This window comes from Achromobacter insuavis (assembly GCF_902859645.1).
In the GTDB taxonomy this organism is placed as follows: Bacteria; Pseudomonadota; Gammaproteobacteria; order Burkholderiales; family Burkholderiaceae_B; genus Achromobacter; species Achromobacter insuavis.
Window position 1 is genome coordinate 65,646 of record NZ_CADIJR010000006.1, and the last position, 20,512, is coordinate 86,157.

General features: G+C 65.7%; 19 protein-coding genes. 14 read left to right on the forward strand and 5 right to left on the reverse strand.

The features are described from left to right. Positions 1-244 precede the first annotated feature (244 nt). The 12 genes from H0523_RS05675 (at position 245) to H0523_RS05730 (ending at position 12,322) form a co-directional block, all read left to right on the forward strand. Entirely contained in the window at positions 245-1,291 is a 1,047-nt protein-coding gene (locus H0523_RS05675) for a TRAP transporter substrate-binding protein (protein WP_047992682.1), read from the forward strand. A gap of 80 nt (positions 1,292-1,371) precedes the next feature. Next, complete coding sequence (locus H0523_RS05680; protein ID WP_054431382.1) at positions 1,372-1,992, forward strand: TRAP transporter small permease subunit; 621 nt, start codon at positions 1,372-1,374, stop codon at positions 1,990-1,992. Next, positions 1,989-3,272 (forward strand): TRAP transporter large permease, encoded by a 1,284-nt coding sequence (locus H0523_RS05685; RefSeq protein ID WP_054431383.1) that lies wholly within the window; start codon positions 1,989-1,991, stop codon positions 3,270-3,272. The genes H0523_RS05680 and H0523_RS05685 overlap by 4 nt, the downstream gene beginning before the upstream one ends. Positions 3,273-3,343: 71 nt before the next feature. Then, a complete protein-coding gene (locus tag H0523_RS05690) occupies positions 3,344-4,027 on the forward strand; it encodes a DUF2848 domain-containing protein (RefSeq protein ID WP_054431384.1) in 684 nt (227 codons plus the stop codon). Between the two features lie 92 nt (positions 4,028-4,119). Continuing rightward, positions 4,120-5,466: an amidase gene (locus H0523_RS05695; protein WP_054431385.1), complete on the forward strand. Its 1,347-nt coding sequence runs from the start codon at positions 4,120-4,122 to the stop codon at positions 5,464-5,466. 186 nt (positions 5,467-5,652) lie between these two features. After that, a complete protein-coding gene (locus H0523_RS05700) occupies positions 5,653-6,564 on the forward strand; it encodes a LysR family transcriptional regulator (RefSeq protein ID WP_054431386.1) in 912 nt (303 codons plus the stop codon). A gap of 102 nt (positions 6,565-6,666) precedes the next feature. Further along, positions 6,667-7,473 carry a putative hydro-lyase gene (locus H0523_RS05705; RefSeq protein ID WP_054431387.1) on the forward strand — a complete coding sequence of 269 codons (807 nt, stop codon included), beginning with the start codon at positions 6,667-6,669 and terminating at the stop codon, positions 7,471-7,473. Between the two features lie 295 nt (positions 7,474-7,768). Then, positions 7,769-9,019 carry an ABC transporter substrate-binding protein gene (locus H0523_RS05710; RefSeq protein ID WP_006394740.1) on the forward strand — a complete coding sequence of 417 codons (1,251 nt, stop codon included), beginning with the start codon at positions 7,769-7,771 and terminating at the stop codon, positions 9,017-9,019. Between the two features lie 45 nt (positions 9,020-9,064). Further along, positions 9,065-9,916, forward strand: coding sequence for a branched-chain amino acid ABC transporter permease (locus H0523_RS05715; RefSeq protein ID WP_054487460.1), 852 nt, complete (start codon positions 9,065-9,067; stop codon positions 9,914-9,916). Position 9,917: 1 nt separating this feature from the next. Beyond that, a complete protein-coding gene (locus H0523_RS05720; protein WP_054431390.1) occupies positions 9,918-10,907 on the forward strand; it encodes a branched-chain amino acid ABC transporter permease in 990 nt (329 codons plus the stop codon). Then, positions 10,888-11,610 (forward strand): ABC transporter ATP-binding protein, encoded by a 723-nt coding sequence (locus tag H0523_RS05725; protein WP_054431391.1) that lies wholly within the window; start codon positions 10,888-10,890, stop codon positions 11,608-11,610. The genes H0523_RS05720 and H0523_RS05725 overlap by 20 nt, the downstream gene beginning before the upstream one ends. A gap of 4 nt (positions 11,611-11,614) precedes the next feature. Beyond that, positions 11,615-12,322 carry an ABC transporter ATP-binding protein gene (locus tag H0523_RS05730; RefSeq protein ID WP_054431392.1) on the forward strand — a complete coding sequence of 236 codons (708 nt, stop codon included), beginning with the start codon at positions 11,615-11,617 and terminating at the stop codon, positions 12,320-12,322. Between the two features lie 119 nt (positions 12,323-12,441). On the opposite strand, the gene H0523_RS05735 is transcribed toward H0523_RS05730, so the two are convergent. From H0523_RS05735 to H0523_RS05755, 5 genes are all read right to left on the reverse strand, one after another. Further along, positions 12,442-14,289 carry an ATP-binding cassette domain-containing protein gene (locus H0523_RS05735; RefSeq protein ID WP_082412392.1) on the reverse strand — a complete coding sequence of 616 codons (1,848 nt, stop codon included), beginning with the start codon at positions 14,287-14,289 and terminating at the stop codon, positions 12,442-12,444. A gap of 213 nt (positions 14,290-14,502) precedes the next feature. Then, positions 14,503-15,573 (reverse strand): porin, encoded by a 1,071-nt coding sequence (locus H0523_RS05740; RefSeq protein WP_054431394.1) that lies wholly within the window; start codon positions 15,571-15,573, stop codon positions 14,503-14,505. A 335-nt stretch (positions 15,574-15,908) separates the two neighbouring features. After that, a complete protein-coding gene (locus tag H0523_RS05745; protein ID WP_054431395.1) occupies positions 15,909-17,210 on the reverse strand; it encodes a TRAP transporter large permease in 1,302 nt (433 codons plus the stop codon). Beyond that, positions 17,203-17,703, reverse strand: a complete 501-nt coding sequence (locus tag H0523_RS05750) for a TRAP transporter small permease (RefSeq protein WP_054431396.1) — start codon at positions 17,701-17,703, stop codon at positions 17,203-17,205. The genes H0523_RS05745 and H0523_RS05750 overlap by 8 nt, the downstream gene beginning before the upstream one ends. Before the next feature lie 7 nt (positions 17,704-17,710). Then, positions 17,711-18,685: a TRAP transporter substrate-binding protein gene (locus H0523_RS05755; RefSeq protein WP_049073497.1), complete on the reverse strand. Its 975-nt coding sequence runs from the start codon at positions 18,683-18,685 to the stop codon at positions 17,711-17,713. Positions 18,686-18,965: 280 nt separating this feature from the next. Here H0523_RS05755 and nudC point away from each other — a divergent pair, with 280 nt between their 5' ends. Further along, on the forward strand, positions 18,966-19,736 hold the full coding sequence (gene nudC / locus H0523_RS05760) for an NAD(+) diphosphatase (protein WP_054431397.1): 771 nt from the start codon (positions 18,966-18,968) through the stop codon (positions 19,734-19,736). 203 nt (positions 19,737-19,939) lie between these two features. Further along, a complete protein-coding gene (locus H0523_RS05765) occupies positions 19,940-20,449 on the forward strand; it encodes a winged helix DNA-binding protein (protein WP_006388202.1) in 510 nt (169 codons plus the stop codon). The last annotated feature ends 63 nt before the right edge of the window (positions 20,450-20,512 follow it).

Genomic DNA, 20,512 nt, shown 5'->3' on the forward strand with positions numbered 1-20,512 from the left:
TTGCGGCCGGTGGCGGGTTCCGCAGCAATGAGACCCAAGAAATATTTATACCCCCACATCGCAACTTACGATTGGACGCTGGACGCCCCTGACGCTGCAATGGCGGCACATCAAGAAGATCGCCTGCTTCGACAGGCTCCGGGGGAAATCGTTTGCTCCTCTGACGTACCGATTCTTACCCGCGCGCTCAAGGTAACGGGGACCCGCGCGCGCAGACCATCCCGCCAGCCAGGAGTTTTCGTCCATGAAGAAGTCGCTCGCTCTCGCCGCCGTCGCCGCCAGCCTGTTGGCCGGCGCCGCCCAGGCGCAAGACCTGCCCAAGACCCACCTGAAGGTGGTCGGCGGCCTGTCCAACCTGACCGCCTACAACGATTACGAAAAGCCGTTCTGGACCAAGACCATTCCGGACGCGTCCAAGGGCCAGGTCACGGCGGACATCAAGGGTTTCAATGAAATGGGCCTGAAGGGCCCGGAACTGCTGCGCCTGATGTCCACCGGCGTGGTCGAGTTCGGCACCGCCACGCTGTCGTACTTCGCCAGCGACAACCCGATCAACGAAGCCATCGACCTGGCCGGCCTGGCGCCGGACGTGAAGACGGCGCGCGAGGTGACCAACGCCTTCGAGCCGGTCTATGCGCGCCTGTACGGCGAGGGCAGCAACGTCAAGCTGCTGGGCATCTCCACCTATCCGGCGCAGGTGCTGTTCTGCAACGCCGAGATCAAGGGCCTGGCCGACATCAAGGGCAAGAAGGTCCGCACCAGCAGCCGCACCACCGCCGAATTCGTGGAAGCGCTGGGCGGCTCCAGCGTCACCATGGCGTTCGGCGAAGTGGTGCCGGCGCTGCAGAACAAGGTGGTCGATTGCGCCATCACCGGTTCGCTGTCGGGCTACTCGGCCAAGTGGTACGAAGTCTCGACCCACCTGGTGGCGCTGCCGATCAACTGGAACCAGCAGATCCACGCCGTCAACCAGAAGGCCTGGGACAAGCTCGACCCCAACGTGCGCACCTTCCTGCAGGCCAACGTCAAGACGCTGGTCGACAACATCTGGGACGCCGCGGCGCGCCAGACCCAGGAAGGCTATGACTGCAACACCGGCGCGGCGGCTTGCCCGTTCCCGGTCAAGGGCAAGATGGTGCTGGTGCAGCCCTCGGACGCCGACCGCGAACTGCTCAAGAAGGTGACGCAGGAAGCCGTGCTGCCCAAGTGGGCCGCGCGTTGCTCGGCGCAGTGCGTCAAGGACTTCAACGCCACCGTCGGCAAGACGCTCGGCGTGACCGCCAGCAAGTAAGCGTGACGGCGCGCCGCCGCTGGCGGCGGCGCGCCCGCGATTCATCATCAAGGCCGCATCCGGCCGCAGAGGTTTTTCCCATGACCCGAACCGAACACTTCCGCCTGCTGGGCGGGCTGCTGCGGCGCGCCGAGACATTCTCGCGCGTCGCGGTGTGGGCGGGCGGCGCGCTGACCATCGCCAGCGTGCTGCTCATCTCCTTCGACGTGCTGGCCCGCAAATTCCTGGGCTTCAACACCGGCGGCGCCGACGAGCTGTCGAGCTACGCCTTTGCCATCAGCACCTCCTGGGCGCTGGCCTTCGCCACGCTGCAACGCGCCAACGTGCGGGTCGATGTGCTCTACCAGAAGCTGCCGGTGCGCGTGTCGGCCGTGCTCGACTGGATTTCCATGGTGGCCCTGGCGGTCTTCATGGTGTTCCTGACCTATTACGCCTTTGAAGTGGTGCAGATGTCGTGGACCCAGAAGTCCGCCGCCAACACGCCGCTGGCCACGCCGTTGTGGATTCCGCAGGGCCTGTGGCTGCTGGGCCTGGCCTGGATGTGCATCACCGTGGCATTGATGCTGGCGCGCGCCTCGGCCGCGCTGGTGACGGGCGACATCGAGCTGGTCAAGGAAATCTGCGGCGTGCGCTCGGCGCAGGAAGAAGCCGACGAAGAAGCCGCCGCCGGCGAGCGCATGGTCAAGGGAGCCACGGCATGATCGCAACCGCCCTGACCCTGTTGCTGGTCCTGATCGGCCTGTCCATCCCCGTGGGCGCCGCCCTGGGAGTGCTGGGCCTGATGCTGGATCCGCTGTTCTCCATGCTGCCGCTGTCGCGCGCGATCGGCGAAGTCTCGTGGAGCACCAACAACGAATTCCTGCTGGTCGCCATTCCGCTGTTCATCATGCTGGGCGAAGTGCTGCTGCGGGCCGGTTTCGCCGAGCGCATGTACGGCGCCATGAGCCTGTGGCTGTCGTGGCTGCCGGGCGGCCTGATGCACGCCAACATCGGCGCCTCGACGCTGTTCTCGGCCACCTCCGGCTCCAGCGTGGCCACCGCCGCGACCGTGGGCACGGTGGCGATCCCGCAGATCCGCAAGTACGGCTACAACGAGCCGCTGTTCCTGGGCAGCCTGGCCGCCGGCGGCACGCTCGGCATCCTGATTCCGCCGTCGATCAACCTGGTGATCTATGGCGTGCTGACCAATTCGTCGGTGCCCAAGCTCTACCTGGCCGGCATCATCCCCGGCTTCGCCATGGCGGCGCTGTTCATGCTGACGGTGATGATCGCCTGCGTGGCCAAGCCGTCCTGGGGCGGCAAGAAGATCCAGGCCACCTGGGGCCAGCGCTTCGCCAGCCTGGTGCACCTGGCGCCGCCGATGGGCATCTTCCTGCTGGTGGTGGGCTCGATCTATGCCGGCCTGGCCACGCCGACCGAGGCGGCCGCGCTGGGCGTGCTGGGCGCGCTGCTGCTGGCCGCCTGGTTCCGCCGCCTGACCTGGACCATGTTGCGCGAGGCGATGGAAGGCACCATGCGCTCGACCGCCATGATCATGCTGATCGTGGTGGCCGCGAGCTTCCTGAACTTCGTCATGTCCGCCACCGGCCTGACCGACGCGCTGACCCAGTCCATCACCGGGCTGGGCCTGTCGCCGGGCTGGATGCTGCTGATCGTGATCGTGTTCTACCTGGTGCTGGGCTGCTTCATGGAGACCCTGTCGATGATGATCACGACGATCCCGATCGTCGCGCCCATCATGATCGCGCTGGGCTACGACCCGATCTGGCTGGGCATCATCATCATCATCCTGGTCGAGGCCGCGCTGATCACGCCGCCGGTGGGGCTGAACCTGTTCGTGGTGCAGAGCCTGCGCAAGAGCGGCTCGATGAGCGCCGTGATCGTCGGCAGCCTGCCGTTCGTGCTGGCGATGTTCGTGATGCTGGCGCTGCTGTCGTGGTGGCCCGACCTGGCCTTGTGGCTGCCGCGGGTGTTCGGCTAGCCCCTGTCTCCCTTCGGGCGCGGCCGCGTCGCCGCGCCCATTCCTCCCCGTTTTCCTCCGCAGGACTTTTCATGAAAGCCGTATTCCAGATCGAAGCCGATTCCCCCCGCCAGGTCGAGGTGGACTTCAACACCCTCATCGTGGCCGGCTGGGCCGGGCGCGACATCGCCGCCATCGAGCACCATATCGAGGAACTGGCCGCCATCGGCGTGCCGCGTCCCACCAGCGTGCCGCTGTACTACCGCATCGCCGACAACCAGCTGACCCAGGCCGAACAGGTGCAGGCGGTGGGCGGCGATTCGTCCGGCGAGGTCGAGACCTTCGTGTTCGCGGCCGACGGCGAGATGTACGTCAGCATCGCGTCCGACCACACCGACCGCAAGCTGGAGACGGTCAGCGTGGCCATGTCCAAGCAGGTCTGCGTCAAGCCGGTGGCGACGACGGCCTGGCGCCTGGCCGACGTGGCCGGTTACTGGGACGAGCTGGTGATCCGTTCGTACATCGTCGAGAACGGCGCCGAGGTGCTGTACCAGGAGGGCCCGCTGGCCTCGCTGCGCACGCCGCAGGACCTGATCGCCGGCTACACCGGCGGCGCCGCGACGCTGCCCGAAGGCGCCGGCATGACCTGCGGCACCGTCGGCGCCATCGGCGGCATCCGCCCGTCGGCGGAATTCACCATGGAACTGTTCGATCCGCGCCGCCAACGCAGCCTGCGCCACCGGTATCATGTCGAGATCCTGCCGGTGGTGGCCTGACGCCCGGCAGGCGCCCTGATTGCCATGACGCGCCCCGGCGGGGCGCGCCGGTCCAACACTTTTCATGCCGCCCCGCGGCCCCCTGGAACCGTATGCTTTCGACCCTGAATGACCTGACCGCCGCCCTGAACGACGGCCGCACCACTTCCGTTGAACTGACCGAGGCCGCCCTGGCGCGCGCCGCCGATCCGGCCGGCGAGGGCGCCCGCGCCTTCACCCGCCTGTACGCCGAGTCGGCGCTGGCCCAGGCGCGCGCCTCGGACACGCTGCGCGCCGCCGGCATCGTGCGCTCGGCCATCGAGGGCCTGCCGATCAGCATCAAGGACCTGTTCGACATCGAGGGCGAGACCACCATGGCCGGCTCGGTGGCGCGCGAGGGCGAACCCGCGGCCGACGCCAACGCCGAAGTGGTGCAGCGCCTGATCGCCGCCGGCGCGGTCATCATCGGCCGCACCAACATGACCGAATTCGCCTATTCGGGCCTGGGCATCAACCCGCATTACGGCACCCCGCTGAACCCCTGGGACCGCGCCACCGGCCGCATTCCCGGCGGTTCGTCGTCGGGCGCCGCGGTCTCGGTGAGCGACGGCATGGCGGTGGCCGCCATCGGATCGGACACCGGCGGCTCGGTGCGCATCCCGGCCGCGCTGTGCGGCCTGACCGGCTTCAAGCCCAGCGCCTGGCGCGTGTCGATGGAAGGCGTGCTGCCGCTGTCGGCCAACCTGGATTCCATCGGCCCCATCGCCGCCAGCGTGCGCTGCTGCGCCGAGCTGGACGCCATCCTGTCGGGCGAGGGCGGTCCGGTGCCCGAGGCGCTGCCGCTGCGCGGCCTGCGCCTGGCGGTGCCCAAGACGCTGGCGCTGGACGCCATGGACAAGCATGTGTCCGACACCTTCGCGCGCACCGTGGCGCGGCTGGTCGAGGCCGGCGCCCTGGTCGACGAGATCGCCATTCCGGAATTCGCCGAACTGGCCGGCATCAACGCCAAGGGCGGCTTCACCGCCGCCGAGGCCTGGGCCTGGCACCGCGACCTGATCGCCCGCGCCGGCAAGCGCTACGATCCGCGGGTGGTGTCGCGCATCATGCGCGGCAAGGACATGGGCGCCGCCGACTACCTGGACCTGCTGGACGCGCGCGAAGCCTGGGTCGCCGCCGTCGACCGCCGCATCGCCGGCTACGACGCGCTGATCCTGCCGACCACGCCGATCGTGGCGCCGGCCGTGGCCGACCTGACGGCCTCGGATGAAGCCTATTACGCCGCCAACGGCCTGATCCTGCGCAATCCCACCCTGATCAACTTCCTCGATGGCTGCGCGCTGTCGCTGCCTTGCCATGCCGCCGGCACCGCGCCGGTCGGCCTGATGATCGCCGGCAGCAACGGCGCCGACCGCCGCATCCTGGCGATCGGCCTGGCGGTCGAGGAACGGCTCGCGGGCTGAACCCGCGTCGGGGCCGCGCGCTGTCGCGGCCCGTGGCCGCCCGCCGTCGGCCCGTGGCCGGCAAGGGGCGGCCGTCCCGGCGCCGCGCGGGCGGGCAGGGCGGTGTTTTCCGCCATACCGGAACCGTCCCCCTGACGCTAACATCCAGGCTGGACATGCCGCGCAACGGGGCAGGATACGGGCGCCATGATAGATCTGCGCAATATCGAGACGTTTTTCTGGGTGGCCACGCTGGGCGGTTTCCGCGCCGCGGCCGAGAAGCTCAACGCCACCCAGCCGGCGATTTCCCAGCGCATCGCGTCGCTGGAATCGGACCTGGGCATCCGCCTGTTCGACCGCGACGTGCGCGGCATCAAGCTGACCGGCAAGGGCCAGGAGCTGCTGTCGCATGCCGAGCGCATGCTGCAGTTGCGCCGCGACATGCAGGAAGCGGCGCGCGCCAAGAGCGTGATGAGCGGCACCCTGCGGCTGGGCGTGTCCGAGACCATCGTCCACACCTGGCTGCCGACCCTGATGGAGTACCTGCACGACACCTATCCGGCGCTGATGGTCGAGATCCAGGTGGACACCACCACGGTGCTCAAGACCCAATTGGCCTCGCGCCAGATCGACCTGGCGTTCCTGCTGGGGCCGATGGAAGAGCCGCGCATCGAAAACCTGTACCTGTGCAATTACCCGCTCAGCTGGGTCGCCAGCCCCAAGCTGAAGGTGGGGCGCCAGCCCATCAGCCTGAAGCGGCTGGGGGAATGGCCGGTCATCACCTATTCGTCCACCACCGATCCGCACCGCGCGGTGCGGCAGCTGTTGCAGCAGGCCGGCGTGGACGCGCCGCGCATGTACGGCAGCTCGGCGCTGAGCGTGATCGTGCGCATGGCGCTCGATGGCATCGGCACCGCCGTGATCGCGCCGGTGATCCTGCGCAAGGAGCTGACCCAGGGCGAGCTGCGGGTGCTGGACGTCAAGGCGCCGGCGCTGCCGCCGCTGCACTATACCGCCTGCTGGATGCAGGGGCCCGACAGCCAGGTGCCGCGCACCGTGGCCGAGGCCGCCCAGCACATCGCGCGTGAAGAAGCGCTGCGCTATCCGGCAAAACCCTGATAAGGAATTCTGATCGGGGTCTATCGCAACATGTGATTAGACGCAGGGCCCGAGTTCCTGTGCAATGTCTCCCATACCAACACTGGCTCAAGGGGAATTGACATGGCATTGGATTCGGCGGCCCGCAGCAGCGTGGAACTGGCGCGCCGCGCAAGGCTCGACGCCCGCAGCGGCAAACTGACCGGCCCCACGGCGAACCTGGCTCCCGGCCACGTGCAGGCCAACCTGGCGATCCTGCCGCGCGCGCTGGCGGCGGATTTCCTGCATTTCTGCCAGCGCAATCCCAAGCCGTGCCCGCTGCTGGCCATGTCCGAGCCGGGCAATCCGTCCTTGCCGGACCTGGGCCAGGACATCGACATCCGCACCGACATCCCGCGTTACCGCGTCTGGCAGAACGGCGAGCTGGTGGCCGAGCCGACCGACGTGCGCGACGTGTGGCGCGATGACCTGGTGTCGTTCCTGATCGGCTGCTCGTTCTCGTTCGAGGAAGCCATGCTGGACAACGGCCTGCCGGTGCGCCACATCGAGCAGGGCTGCAACGTGCCGATGTACCGCACCAACATCCCGACCCACGCCGCCGGCGTCTTCGGCGGTCCGCTGGTGGTGTCGATGCGGCCCTTGAAGGCCGCCGACGCCATCCGCGCCATCCAGGTGACGTCGCGTTTTCCCTCGGTGCACGGCGCGCCGGTGCATATCGGCGACCCGGCGTTGATCGGGATTGCCGACATCGACCGGCCGGATTATGGTGACGCCGTGGAGATCCGCGCCGGCGAGATGCCGGTGTTCTGGGCCTGCGGGGTGACGCCGCAGTCGGTGGTGGCGACGGTGCGCCCTGATTTCTGCATCACCCACGCGCCCGGGCACATGCTGGTCACCGATCTGGTCAACAGCCGCATGGCCATCCTGTAGGCCACGCTTCGATTCTCAGTCAACCGTCAGCGGAAAACCGCTAGAAATCACAGTCTTTACGTAGTCGCAGCACCGTTACAAAGCGTCCGCAGCCGGACGCGTCAGCAGCTTTGGTTTTGCCTCCAGAAAGATCCATGACAGGACAAGGGGAAAAGGCGACAAAAGTTCAAGATCCACCGCCCGCCGGACTAGCGACGGGCGGCGGGTCGCCGCAGGCCCGGATTTCCCGGGCCCGGGGCCGTGCGCCCCGCGTTTTGCATTGCTTTCACAGTGGAATTTCTCCAGGAGTCAGGTAATGAAGATGAAGCTCATTGCGGGTGTCGCCGCGAGTCTGGCGCTGTTGGCCGCCGCGCCGACGCAGGCGCAGGTCAAGACCGTGAAGATCGGCGCGATCTATCCCCTGTCCGGCGCGCTGGCGTCCACCGGCGCCGAGATCAAGGCCGCGGTGGAACTGGCCGTGGATATCGTCAATAATCCGCATCCCGAGCTCGAAGGGATCCCGCTGGCCGCGGGCGCCGGATTGCCGGCGCTGGGCGGGGCCAAGATCGAGGTGGTGTTCGGCGATTCGCAGGGCAAGCCCGAAGTGGGCCTGGCCGACGCGCAGCGCCTGATCGACCAGGAAAAGGTGGTGGCCCTGACCGGCGCCTACCAGTCGGCCGTCACCAAGACCGCCAGCCGCATCGCCGAGCAGCGCGGCATTCCCTACCTGAACGGCGAATCCAGCAGCCCGGACCTGACCGAGCGCGGCTACAAGTGGTTCTTCCGCACCTCGCCCAACGACGACACCTTCGTCGAGAACATGATGCAGTTCCTGGACGGCGTGAAGGGCACGCCGACCGCCAAGATCGCGGTGGTCTACGAGAACACCGACTTCGGCGTCAACACCTACAAGGCGGTCGAGAAGTTCGCCAAGCAGTACAAGCGCGAGGTGGTGGCCAACATCGCCTACAGCGCCGGCTCGGCCTCGGTCACCGCCGAAGTGCAGAAGCTGGCCGCGGCCAAGCCCGACGTGGCGATCTTCGCCAGCTACACCTCGGACGCCATGCTGTTCGTGCGCACCATGCGCGAAAGCAAGTACGCGCCGCCGGTGCTGCTGGCCAACGACGCCGGCTTCATCGACTCGCGCTTCGTGCAGGAAGTCGGTCCGCAGGTGCAGGGCGTGCTGACGCGCGACGTGTGGGGCAACGACGTCGCCGCCGCCAAGGCCGGCCTGAAGAAGATCAACGACATGTACAAGGCCAAGACCGGCAAGGACCTGAACGGCAACAACGCCCGTTCGATGCAGGGCGTGCTGGTGCTGGCCGATGCCATCAACCGCGCCGGCTCCACCGATCCGGAAGCGATCCGCAAGGCGCTGGCGGCCACCGACCTGGGCGAGTCGCAAGTGGCCATGCCCTGGGCCGGCGTGAAGTTCGATGACAAGGGCCAGAACACCAAGGGTTCCGGCCTGATCCTGGAACTGAAGGGCTCGTCCTACCAGACGGTCTGGCCGGAAAAGTACCGCACCGACAAGACGCTGCCCACGCTGCCGTTCTCCTGGAAGTAATCATCAGCCGTGGCGGGCCGCGGGGGCCCGCCACAGGAGCACTCCATGTTTGAAGCTCTCTCGGCAGGCCTGTTCAACGGCCTGATCTATGCCGCGGTGGCTGTGGGGCTGGCGCTGATCTGGGGCATCACCGACGTCATCAACTTCGCCCATGGCGAATTCCTGATGCTCGGCATGTATGCCGCCTATTGGCTATACACCCTGGGTCATATCGACCCCACGCTGTCGGCCCCCCTGGTCGCCATCGTGCTCGCCTTCGTCGGTTTCCTCACTTATGCGCTGATCATCAAGCGCCTGCAGAAAGGTCCCGCCATGGCGGTGATCCTGGCCACCTTCGGCCTGGGCCTGGTGCTGCGGCAACTGGCGTTCATCGCTTTCAGCCCCGACTACCGCAGCCTGCCCGACACCCTGGTGTCCGGCAGCGTCACGGTGGCGGGCATCTCGCTGGGCCGCCCGCAGGTGGTGACCGGCCTGATCGCGCTGGTGGTGGTGGCCGCGCTGTTCGTGCTGGTGTACCGCACGCGCTGGGGCCACGCCCTGCAGGCGGTGGCCGAAGACCGCCAGGTGGCGGCGCTGGTCGGCATTTCGCCCGACCGCGTCAACGCCCAGGTCTGGATGCTGGGCAGCGCCGCCGTCGGCCTGGCCGGCGCGCTGCTGACCACGTTCTTCTACGTGTTCCCCTCGGTGGGCACGGTATTCGGCCTGCTGGCCTTCGTGGCGGTCTGCATGGGCGGCTTCGGCTCGCTGCCGGGCGCCTTCATCGCCGGCATCCTGATCGGGATCATCGAGGCCATGACGGGCTACTTCGTGGCGCCCGCGCTGAAGACGGTCAGCGTCTTCATCCTCTTCATCCTGGTTCTCTGGTATCGGCCGCGCGGCCTGTTCGGGCGGTGGTGACATGACGACGATACAGAAAAAGGACGGCGCGGCCTCGGGCGTGCCGAAATGGCCGGTGGCCGTGGCCCTGGCGGCGGCGGTGCTGCTGGCGCTGGTGCCGCTGGTGGTGACCGACTCGTTCACCCTGCAGGTGCTGCTGCTGGCCATCATGTTCGGCGCGCTCGGCGCGTGCTGGAACCTGGTGGGCGGCTTTCTCGGCCGCATCTCGTTCGGCCACGCCGTGTTCGTGGGCGTGGGCGGCTACACCACCTTGCTGCTGCTGCATCACCTGAAGCTGACGCCGCTGCTCGGCATTCCGCTGGGCGGCCTGATCAGCGCGGCGCTGGCCTGGCTGGTGGGCGGGCCGACGCTGCGCCTGTCCGGCCACTATTTCGCCATGGCCACCATCGCGCTGCTGCAGATCGGGCTGCTGCTGATGATCAACTGGGACTGGGCCGGCGGCGCCGTCGGGCTGGAGGCGCCGATCGGCGACGCCGCCTGGATGCTGCTGTTCCGCAGCAAGGTGCCGTACTACTGGATCGCGGTGGGGCTGGCGTTCCTGACCTTCTGCGCCACGTACTTCCTGGTGCATTCCAAGACCGGCTTCTATTGGCGCGCCATCAACGGCGACGAGGCCGCCTCGCGCAGCCTGGGGGTGCCGGCGGACCGCTACAAGATGCTGGCGTTCGTGATGTCGGCCGGCATGACCGGCGTCTGGGGCGGCTTCTTCGCCATGTACGTGGGCTTCATCGATCCGGAGTCCATGTTCAGCCTGACGATGTCGGTGCAGGTGGTGCTGGTCGCCATCCTGGGCGGCGTGGGCACGCTGGTCGGCCCGTGGCTGGGCGCGGCGGTGCTGCTGCCGCTGTCGGAAGGCACGCGGGTGCTGTGGGGCAGTTCGGGCCTGGGCCTGGACCTGCTGATTTTCGGGTTGGCGATTCTGCTCGTCACCTTGTTCCTGCCAGGCGGTCTGGTGACATTGAGGAGGCGCCGTGGCTCTGCTCGACGTTAAGAACCTGACCAAGCGCTTCGGCGGCCTGGTCGCCAACAAGGACATTTCGCTGTCGGTGGACGCGGGCGAGATCGTCGCCATCATCGGTCCCAACGGCGCCGGCAAGAGCACCCTGTTCAACGGCCTGGTGGGCCATCACGAGCCGACCTCGGGCACGGTGGCGTTCGCCGGCGAGTCCATGATCGGCCGGCGGCCCGAGCAGGTCGCGGCCATGGGCCTGGTGCGCACCTACCAGATCCCGCGCAGCTTCGGCCAGATGACGGTGCTGGAGAACGCCATGGTCGGCGCGCTGCTGCGCCATCCGCGCCTGCCCGACGCGCGCCGCGCCTCGGCGCGGGTGCTGGAGCTGGTGGGACTGGCCGATCGCGCCGACACGCTGGCGGCCGAACTGAACGTGGCGGGGCAGAAGCGGGTCGAGCTGGCGCGCGCGCTGGCGACCGAGCCGCGCATGCTGCTGCTGGACGAAGTGGCTGGCGGCCTCAATCCGGCCGAGGCCATCGCGCTGGCCGAGATCCTGCGCGGCATCCACGCCGCCGGGGTCACGCTGATCATCGTCGAGCACGTGCTGGAAGTCGTGATGCGGCTGGCGCAACGGGTGCTGGTGTTGAACTTTGGCCAGATGATCGCGGAAGGGGCGCCCCAGGATATCGTGCGCCATCCCGCCGTGATCGAGGCTTATCTGGGGAGGAAGCACCGTGCCTGATGTGATGTTGAAGGTCGACAACCTGAGCGTGGCCTACGGCGGCGTGCAGGCCGTGCGCGACGTGTCGCTGGAAGTGCGCCAGGGGGAAATCGCCGCGCTGCTGGGCGCCAACGGCGCCGGCAAGTCCAGCACGCTGCTGGCCATCATCGGTTCGGTCAAGCCCAGGGAAGGGCGGGTCGTCTTCGAAGGGCGCGACATCACCGGAACGCCGCCGGACCAGCTGGTCAAGCAGGGCATCGCGATGATTCCGGAAGGCGCGCGGGTGTTCGCGCGCCAGCCGGTCGAGCAGAACCTGCGGCTGGGGGCGTACACCGTGCGCGACGAACGCGTCTACCAGGAGCGGCTGGACAAGGTCTACGCGCTGTTTCCGCGCCTGAAAGAGCGCCGGGAGCAGCTCGCCGGCACCATGTCCGGCGGCGAACGGCAGATGCTGGCGATCGGCCGCGCCCTGATGAGCGGGCCGCGGCTGCTGCTGATCGACGAGCCCAGCCTGGGCCTGTCGCCGCTGCTGGTCGAGCAGGTATTCGACGCCCTGGCCGCGTTGAACCGCGACGACGGCCTGTCGGTGCTGCTGGTCGAGCAGAATATGACGCAGGCGCTGGAAGTGGCGTCGCGCGCCTACGTCATGCAGAGCGCGCGCATTGCGCTGTCGGGCGACGCCGCCGAGCTGGCGGCGTCGGACGAGGTGCGCAAGGCGTATCTGGGCATGTAGCGCAAGCAGTGAGTTCCGCCAGGGAAAAGCCCATCGCGTGAGCGATGGGCTTTTTTTGTCAAGCGGCCGAATGCATTTCTCCTGAGCTCGTATCGCGAAACATGCCGGTGAGGCAGGCATCATTTCGATCCAAACGTGGGGCAAGAGACTTCCACGATACTTCGGACATAGTCATTCGTTCGAACTAGCTCCGATATATCACCAAAGTCCTCGATTTTTCCTTTTTTGAGAACGATTGCTTTCGTGGAAAGGTTCATGGCAGATAGCCTGTGGCTGATCGACAGGATTGTGCAATCACGGAATCTCGAATGCAGGTTCTCCGAGATGGACTTTTCGGTCAGCACGTCGAGTGAGGATGTTCCTTCGTCGAGGATGACTATCGCTGGTGTCCTGAGAAACAAGCGGGCCAACGCGATACGTTGCCGTTGTCCGCCGGACACACTGACGCCGCGGTCTCCAAGCTGGGTATCAAGGTCCAGCACCTGTGGCTGTATCGGCAGCCCTGCAAGCGTCAAGGCTTCGATGATCTGGTCATCCGTAGCATCGGCCCTGGCTATTTGCATGTTGAAGCGCAGGGTGTCATTGAAGATGCAGACGTCCTGGCTGACCACGCCGATGATCTCATTCAACGTCGATCTGTTGATGTTCTCGATCTCGCGTTCGAATATGAGGATTCTGCCTTTGTCGGCAGGGTACTCGCCAGTCAGCAGCCGGGCCAAGGTCGATTTTCCCGAGCCGCTTTCCCCCGTCAGGGTGATCTTGTCGCCCGATTTTATCTTGAGGGAAATGGGCCCCAGCAGGGCTTGCGGCGCTGAGGGATAGGAAAATAGGACATCGTCCATGACGATCGCGTATTCAGATGGGGCGAGTCTCTGAATCCCGGCGGGACGGGCTGGCGGTTGAAAGGTCTGTTCCAGGAACCGCTTGACGCCGTGCCAGGCCTGCTGCACTTCTCCGAAAGTGCTGCCCAGGAGTTCGATGGGACCGGAAAGAAGGACGACATAGGTGGCGATGAGCACGAAATCGCCAGCAGTCAGGACTCCATCTCTGGGGTAATGCATGATCCAGTATGCCGACATGCCAAACATAGCGATGAACAGTAGCGAGTTGATTGCCAACATGAACAATGTCAGGCGCCAGTATCGATTCTGTATGGTTCTATCCGAAGCCAAGGTGTTCTTATAGCGGAGGAAGAATACCGAAAACGCGTTGTATTGCCTTACCGCTGCGATGTTGATGACAGAGTCGACGAGCGTGGCATAGGACTTTCTGCCCGCTTCCATCACCAGAGTGTGCTGGGGGGAAAGCTGCTTGAGGAACAGGCGGTTGTTGAGCAGGAACAGGGCTGCATAGAGGAAGAATGTCAGGCCCACCATCGCGCCCAGTTCTCTGGAGACAACGACGACCGCGATGCTCAGTTGGATAAGGGGGGCGCTTATATTGAATGCGATGTTCCGGACAATGGTGTACAGGTCATTCGTGGCTTGATTGAGTTGTTGCGCAAGGCTGCCCACCGAATGATCCACGAAATATTGGGCCTCTCTTTCGCAAAGGTATGTGAAATAGTGCTCGGATACTGTTTCGATGAACTGGATTCTCAACAGGCTTTGCAAGTACAGCGAGGTAGTGTTGAACAGTTTCGTGAATGCGATGAAGCCTATATAGATTCCACCCAACCAGGCGATTGCGTGTTGCAACGCCTGGGCGCTCTGCTCCTGGGCGAACAGGTTCGTCATGTTTGCCAGTAGCAAAGGGGCCAGCGCGGACAGGGTGGATGAAATCAGGGTGATTGACGCTGCACCGGCGAAATACGCCGCCGACCTTCCACGCAATCCGCCCTGCATTAACAGTCGGAGCAGGGTTCTTTTGTTCATTGTCATTTCTTTGGACTGGGACGCCTGCTGCAATCCAGACCCGGCATGGGCCATGCCGCGCGGCTCTTGGGAATCGTTGCTCTTGGTCAGCAACGCGCCCGTCCTCGATCACAGGCAAGAACATAGGGAGAATTGTTCTTGCGAACAATGTCATTTCATCCTGCTTGTGGAGCTTTTGCTTTGCTTGATGCCGAATCTGGCTATGGGTATCGCCGGAAATCAACGGCGAGGCAAAGAAAAAGCCCGTCGCTCGCGCGACGGGCTTTTTGATATGCGGCCGGGGGCGGGCCGTAAGTCGCGAAGGACTTAGAAGATGTGGCGCATGCCCAGGCCGGCGCCGACCTGGCTGGTGCGGCCGGCGATTTCGCCGGTGACCGCGTCGCGGACCTTGTTGTAGTCCACGGTGCCGTACACCTGGGTACGCTTGGACAGCGAGTACTCGGCCACGGCCACCAGGGCGTAGCGCTTGCCCTTGTCGCCGTCCACGACCACGTTCTTGCTCTGGTCGTAGTAGGCGGCGCCGGTGATGGCCCAGCGCGGGGTGGCCTGCCAGGTCACGCCGGCGAAGTAGCCGTTGTCCTTGCGGTCGAGCTGGGCGGTGGTGGTGCCGCCCATGATCATGTTGACCCAGCCGGTCTGGTCGCGGCCGTTGAAGTAGCCGGCGAAGATCTTGGCGCTTTCGAACTGGTACGAGGCGCTCAGGTTCCAGACGCGCTGGCGCAGATCGGAGTCGGCGCCCTCGTAGGTGTTCTGGTAGGCGGCGCCCAGGCCCAACTGGCCGACGGTGTAGCGCAGGCTGACACCCATCTGCTGGCCGGCTTTGCGGTCCGACCACTTGTCGCCGTTGGACCATTGGGCCGCCACGGCCAGGTCACCCAGCGTGTTCGAGTAGCGGAAGGCGTTGCTGTTGCGCACGCGGCCCATGGCGGCGGGCAGCCACGAGTTTTCCGCGTAGTTACCGACCGTCAGCGGGTCGAAGTAATCGGCCATCAGGTCCTGGATCACCGTGTTCTGCAGACCCAGGGTCAGCGCGCCGATCTTGCCGCCATCCAGGCCGACGTAGGCCAGGCGGTTGAAGGTCTTGCTGGTGTCGGAGGCGATGCCGTTCTGCACGTTGAAGCCTTGCTCCAGGCGGAAGAAGGCGCGGTTGCCGTCGCCCAGGTCTTCCGAGCCGCGCAGGCCCCAGCGGCTGTTCGAGATGGCGCCGTTGGCCATGGCGATGCGGCTGCCGTCCTGGCCGGTCGCGCCGTCGCTGGTGTTGACGTAGCGGATGCTGACGTCGGCGATACCGTAGAGGGTGACGCTGGTTTCCGCCGAGGCGGCGCCGGCGGCCAGGCCGAGACCGGCTGCGGCGAGCGAGAGGGTGATGCGTTTCACGAAGGCTTCTCCTAATGTTTCTGTTCTTGGCATAAACCGGGCTTTTGGCTCGGCTGGATGCGCCTGGCGGTTCGCCTGGAGCGGGGCCGCTGCACCGACGCCAGGGTTGGCGCGGGTCCGGAGCATTGGCCCTGATTGCGTCCATGCGCCATCTTGGTGCGCACTGGAACGCCACGGGGATTCTAAAAAAGTTACGGCTTGTGTAGTGCGTTTATCTTTTTCGCGTTTTCCCTGGGTTTACAGAACGGCAAAAAAAGCGATTGTTGAAACAATCAGGCGATTGTTCCAAAAAAAAACCCCGTTGCGAGAACGGGGTTTCGGGGGGCGCTACGCGATCACAGCGTCATGTGCAGCGGCAGCCACGTGGCGATGCCGGGCACCACGTACAACAGCAGCACGGCCAGGATCATCAGGAAGAACATCGGCAGCGAGGCGCGCGCGATGTAGGGCAGTTCCCGTCCGCTCATGCCCGACAGCACGAACAGATTGAAGCCCACCGGCGGCGTGATCTGTGCCATTTCCACAACGAAAACGATGAAGATGCCGAACCAGATCAGGTCGATGCCGGCGGCCTGCACGGTCGGCAGCAGCACGCCCATGGTCAGCACCACGATGGAGATGCCGTCCAGGAAGCAGCCCAGGATGATGAAGAACACCATCAGCGCCATGATCAGCCAGAACTGCGACAGGCCCAGGCCGCCGATCCATTCGGCCAGCGCCCGCGGCAGGCCGATGTAGCCCATCGCCAGCGTCAGGAACTGCGCGCCCGCCAGGATCAGGGCGATCATGCAGTACAGCCGGGTGGCGCCCAGCAGCGATTGCATGAAGGTGGCACGGTTCAGCGAGCCCTGCAGGCCGGACAGGATCAGCGCGCCGACCACGCCGACCGCCGCGGCTTCGGTGGCCGTGGCGATGCCGGTGTAGATCGAGCCCAGCACCGCGCCGATCAGCAGCATCACCGGGATCAGGTGGCGCGAACGCGACAGCTTCTCCTTGAAGGTCAGGCCGGGATCGGCCGCCGGCACTTCATCGGGGTTGCGGATCGCCCACCAGGCGATGTAGCCCATGAACAGCAGCGCCAGCAGGATGCCCGGCACGATGCCCGCGATGAACAGCTTGGCGATCGACACGTCCGCCGCCACGCCATAGACGATCATGATGATCGACGGCGGGATCAGCAGCCCCAGCGTGCCGGCGCCCGACAGCGTGCCCAGGATCTTGGCCTCGGGGTAGCCGCGGCGCGTCAGTTCGGGGATGGTCATCTTGCCGACGGTGGCGCAGGTGGCCGCCGACGAGCCCGACACCGCCGCGAAGATGGCGCAGCCGATGACGTTGGTGTGCAGCAGCCGGCCGGGCAGCCGGTTGAGCCACGGCGCCAGGCCCTTGAACAGGTCCTCCGACAGGCGGGTGCGGAACAGGATCTCGCCCATCCACAGGAACAGGGGCAGGGCGGTCAGCGTCCAGCTCGACGAGGCGCCCCAGATGGTGACGGCCATGGCGTCGCCGGCCGGCCGGCTGGAGAAGATCTCCATGCCGATCCAGGCGGTGCCCGCCAGCGTCAGGCCGACCCAGACGCCGCATCCCAGGAACGCGAAGATCGAGACGACCAGCAGGGTAATGACGAGAAGTTCATTCATGGGTTTGCTGCGAGGTGGCGGCGGCCAGGCCGCGAGAACGGCGAACCAGCTCATCGAGCAGGGCGACCAGGAACAGGACCGTGCCCACGGCCATGCTGAGCTGCGGAATCCACAGCGGCGTGGCGTCGTTGGACGTGGACATGTCGTTGAACTGCCAGGAGTCGTAGGCCAGCTTGACGCTGAAGAAGGCGAAGGCGGCGGCCATCAGGCAGCCGATCCCGAGCGCGAAGATATCCAGGCGGCGGCTGGCGGCCGGCGACAGCGCGTTCAAGACCAGCGTCACGCGGATGTGCTCGCCATGCTTGAAGGTGCTGGCCAGCGCCAGGAAACCGGCCGCGGCCATGAAATACCCGGCATAGGCGTCGGTGCCGGGAATGTTCAGGCCGAGCTGGCGCGCGACGATCGCGGCCAGCACCGCCACCAATACACCGATTGTGCACAGGCCGGCCAGCAGGCCGGCCGCGCCGTAAAGTCCATCCAGAAAGCGGCGCATGGCGATATCACTGCTTCCGGTAGGCGTCGATCATGGCCTGGCCGTCGGCGCCGGCCTTCTTGAGCCAGTCATCCAGCATGCGCTTGCCGATCACCGACAGGCCTTCCTTGAGCTCGACCGTGGGCTTGATCGTCTCCATGCCGTTCTTGGCCAGCTCTTCCTGGTACCACTTGTTCTTTTCCTGCGACAGCTTCCAGCCGCGTTCCTCGGCCTGCGCGCCGGCCTTCTTCAGCGCTTCCTGGGTCGCCGGGTCGAGCGCGTCGAACGCCTTCTTGTTGACGATCACGGCGTTCTTGGGCAGCCAGGCCTGGGTGTCGTAGAACTTCTTGATGTACTCGTAGGTCTTGGTGTCGTAGCCGGTGGAGGCCGACGACATGTACGAGTCGATCACGCCGGTGGCCAGGGCCTGCGACAGTTCGGCCTGCTGCACCGTCACCGGCTGGGCGCCGACCAGTTCGGCGATCTTGGCGGTCACCGGGCTGTAGGCGCGCCACTTCAGGCCCTTCATGTCGCTGATCTGCTTGATGTCCTTGTTGGCGAAGATGCCCTGGGGCGGCCAGGCCACCGCGTACAGCAGCGTCATGCCCTGCGAATTCAGCTTCTTTTCCAGGAACGGCTTCTGCGCCTGGTACAGCTTGAACGAGGCGTCGTAGCCGGTGGCCAGGAAGGGCAGGCCGTCCAGTTCGTAGATCGGGTCTTCGTTGGCGAAGTTGGTCAGCAGGATCTCGCCGATCTGGGCCTGGTTGCCTTGCACCGCGCGCTTGATCTCGGGCGCCTTGTACAGCGAGGCGTTGTTGTGCAGCGTGATCTTGAGCTTGCCTTCCGACAGCGTGTCGACATCCTTGATGAAGGTCGTCAGGTTTTCGACGTGGAAGTTGCTGGCGGGGTAGGCGCTGGGCAGGTCCCACTTGGTCTGGGCCTGGGCACCGGCGCTGAATGCCACGATAAGGCTGCCGGTCAACAGCGAGAGCTTCTTGAACATGATGGTCCTTCTTTGCGAATGGGGAGTGCGGGGCGGGGCCCGGTGGGCATTGCGAAAAAAGAGCGCGGCGCGGCATGACGCCTAGCTGAAAAGCCGTGCCATTCTATGTTGCCAATTGGTCACAAAGTGCCTGTAAATGCGCGTTTACGGGTAATTCCTAGGCTGGCGCGCGCCGGATACTTGAAGATTGAACGAGTGTGCCCACGGGCCGGACGATATCTTGCGGCAAGGCTTTTTTCTTCTAAGATCTCGTCATCACAGTCGTGTCGCAGAGGGTCGTGTGAATTTCGTTTTTCGTCGTGACGAGTTGCTGGTCGAGGAAGCCACCAGCGTATTGCCGGACCTGGACGCCTGTGTGCGCGCCGGGCTTGGGGCCGATGCCCTGCAGCCGGTCTGGGCCGCGCCGGAATCGCCGGCCCGCGCCGCGCATGTCGAGCCGGGCATCGAGGCGCCGCACGGCTACGCCTTCAAGAAGCTGCGGTCCCTGTTCGGCGTGCTCGACGAAGAGCGCATGGCGCTGGCCGGCCGCGCCTATCAGATCGCCGAATGGGCCCGCACCCACCGCTTCTGCGGCGCCTGCGGCACCGCCACCACCCGCGTCAGCGGCGAGTTCTGCCAGCGCTGCCCGGCCTGCGGCTTCTCGGCCTATCCGCGCATCTCGCCGGCCATGATGGTGCTGATCCGCAAGGGCGACAGCATCCTGCTGGCGCGCCACACCGCCAACGCCACCGGGCGCTACACGGCGCTGGCCGGTTTCGTCGAGCCGGGCGAAAGCATCGAGCAGACGGTGCATCGCGAGGTGCTGGAAGAGGTTGGCCTGAAGGTCGGCAACCTGAAGTACTTCGGCAGCCAGTCGTGGCCGTTCCCGCATTCGCTGATGGTGGCCTACACGGCCGAGTACGTGTCCGGCGACATCCGCGTGCAGGAAGACGAGATCGCCCATGCGCAATGGTTCGGCCCGGGCGACCCGATGCCCGAGATCGCGGCGCGCATCTCCATCGCCGGTTCGCTGATCCGCGCGCACCTGCCGGCGGGCTGGGACGCGCCGTAGCGTCCAGGCTTGGGGCAGGCGTCTGTCTGGACGTCTGCCGCGAACGCCCTGGCGCGCCCGGGGCGAGGCCTGCGAACCTGGCCGACGGGACTAGGGTATTCCCTCGAAACGAGGGTTTTTTTGTGTCCCTGATTTATTTTTTATTGATGAAATATAGATAAATTATTAGTATTTCGCGCAGATAAACTTGTTGCGCAGCCGTTATGACCTCCACGCTGATCGCCTCGTCGGCCCACCTGGCCGGAGGCAGCGCGCCCGATCTGTCCGAAGTCGAATTCGGCCTGATGATCGCCAGCCACGCCTTTGACCGCTGGACCGTGCGCTGCATGGCCGCGGCGGGCCTGCCCGACCTGACGCCCACCGACGTCATGGTGTTCCACCACGTGTTTCACCGCCAGCGTCCCAAGAAGCTGGCCGACATCTGCTTCACGCTCAATGTCGAAGACACGCACATCGTCAATTACGCGCTGAAAAAGCTCGATCGCCTGGGCGTGGTCAAGGGCGAGCGCGCCAGCAAGGAAGTGTTCTACAGCGTCACGCCCGAGGGCGCGGCCATCATCAAGCGCTACGGCGAAATCCGCGAGCAATGCCTGACCGCCGGCCTCGATGCGCCGGGCGGGGGCGGCCTGGAATTCAGCCGCCAGCTGGCGCACACGCTGCGCGCCCTGTCCGGCCTGTACGACCAGGCCGCGCGCGCCGCGACCTCCCTGTAACCGATACGCGGGGCCACGCCCCGTACCACAACCCGCACGCCGCGGCCGGCAGCGCCGTGGCGG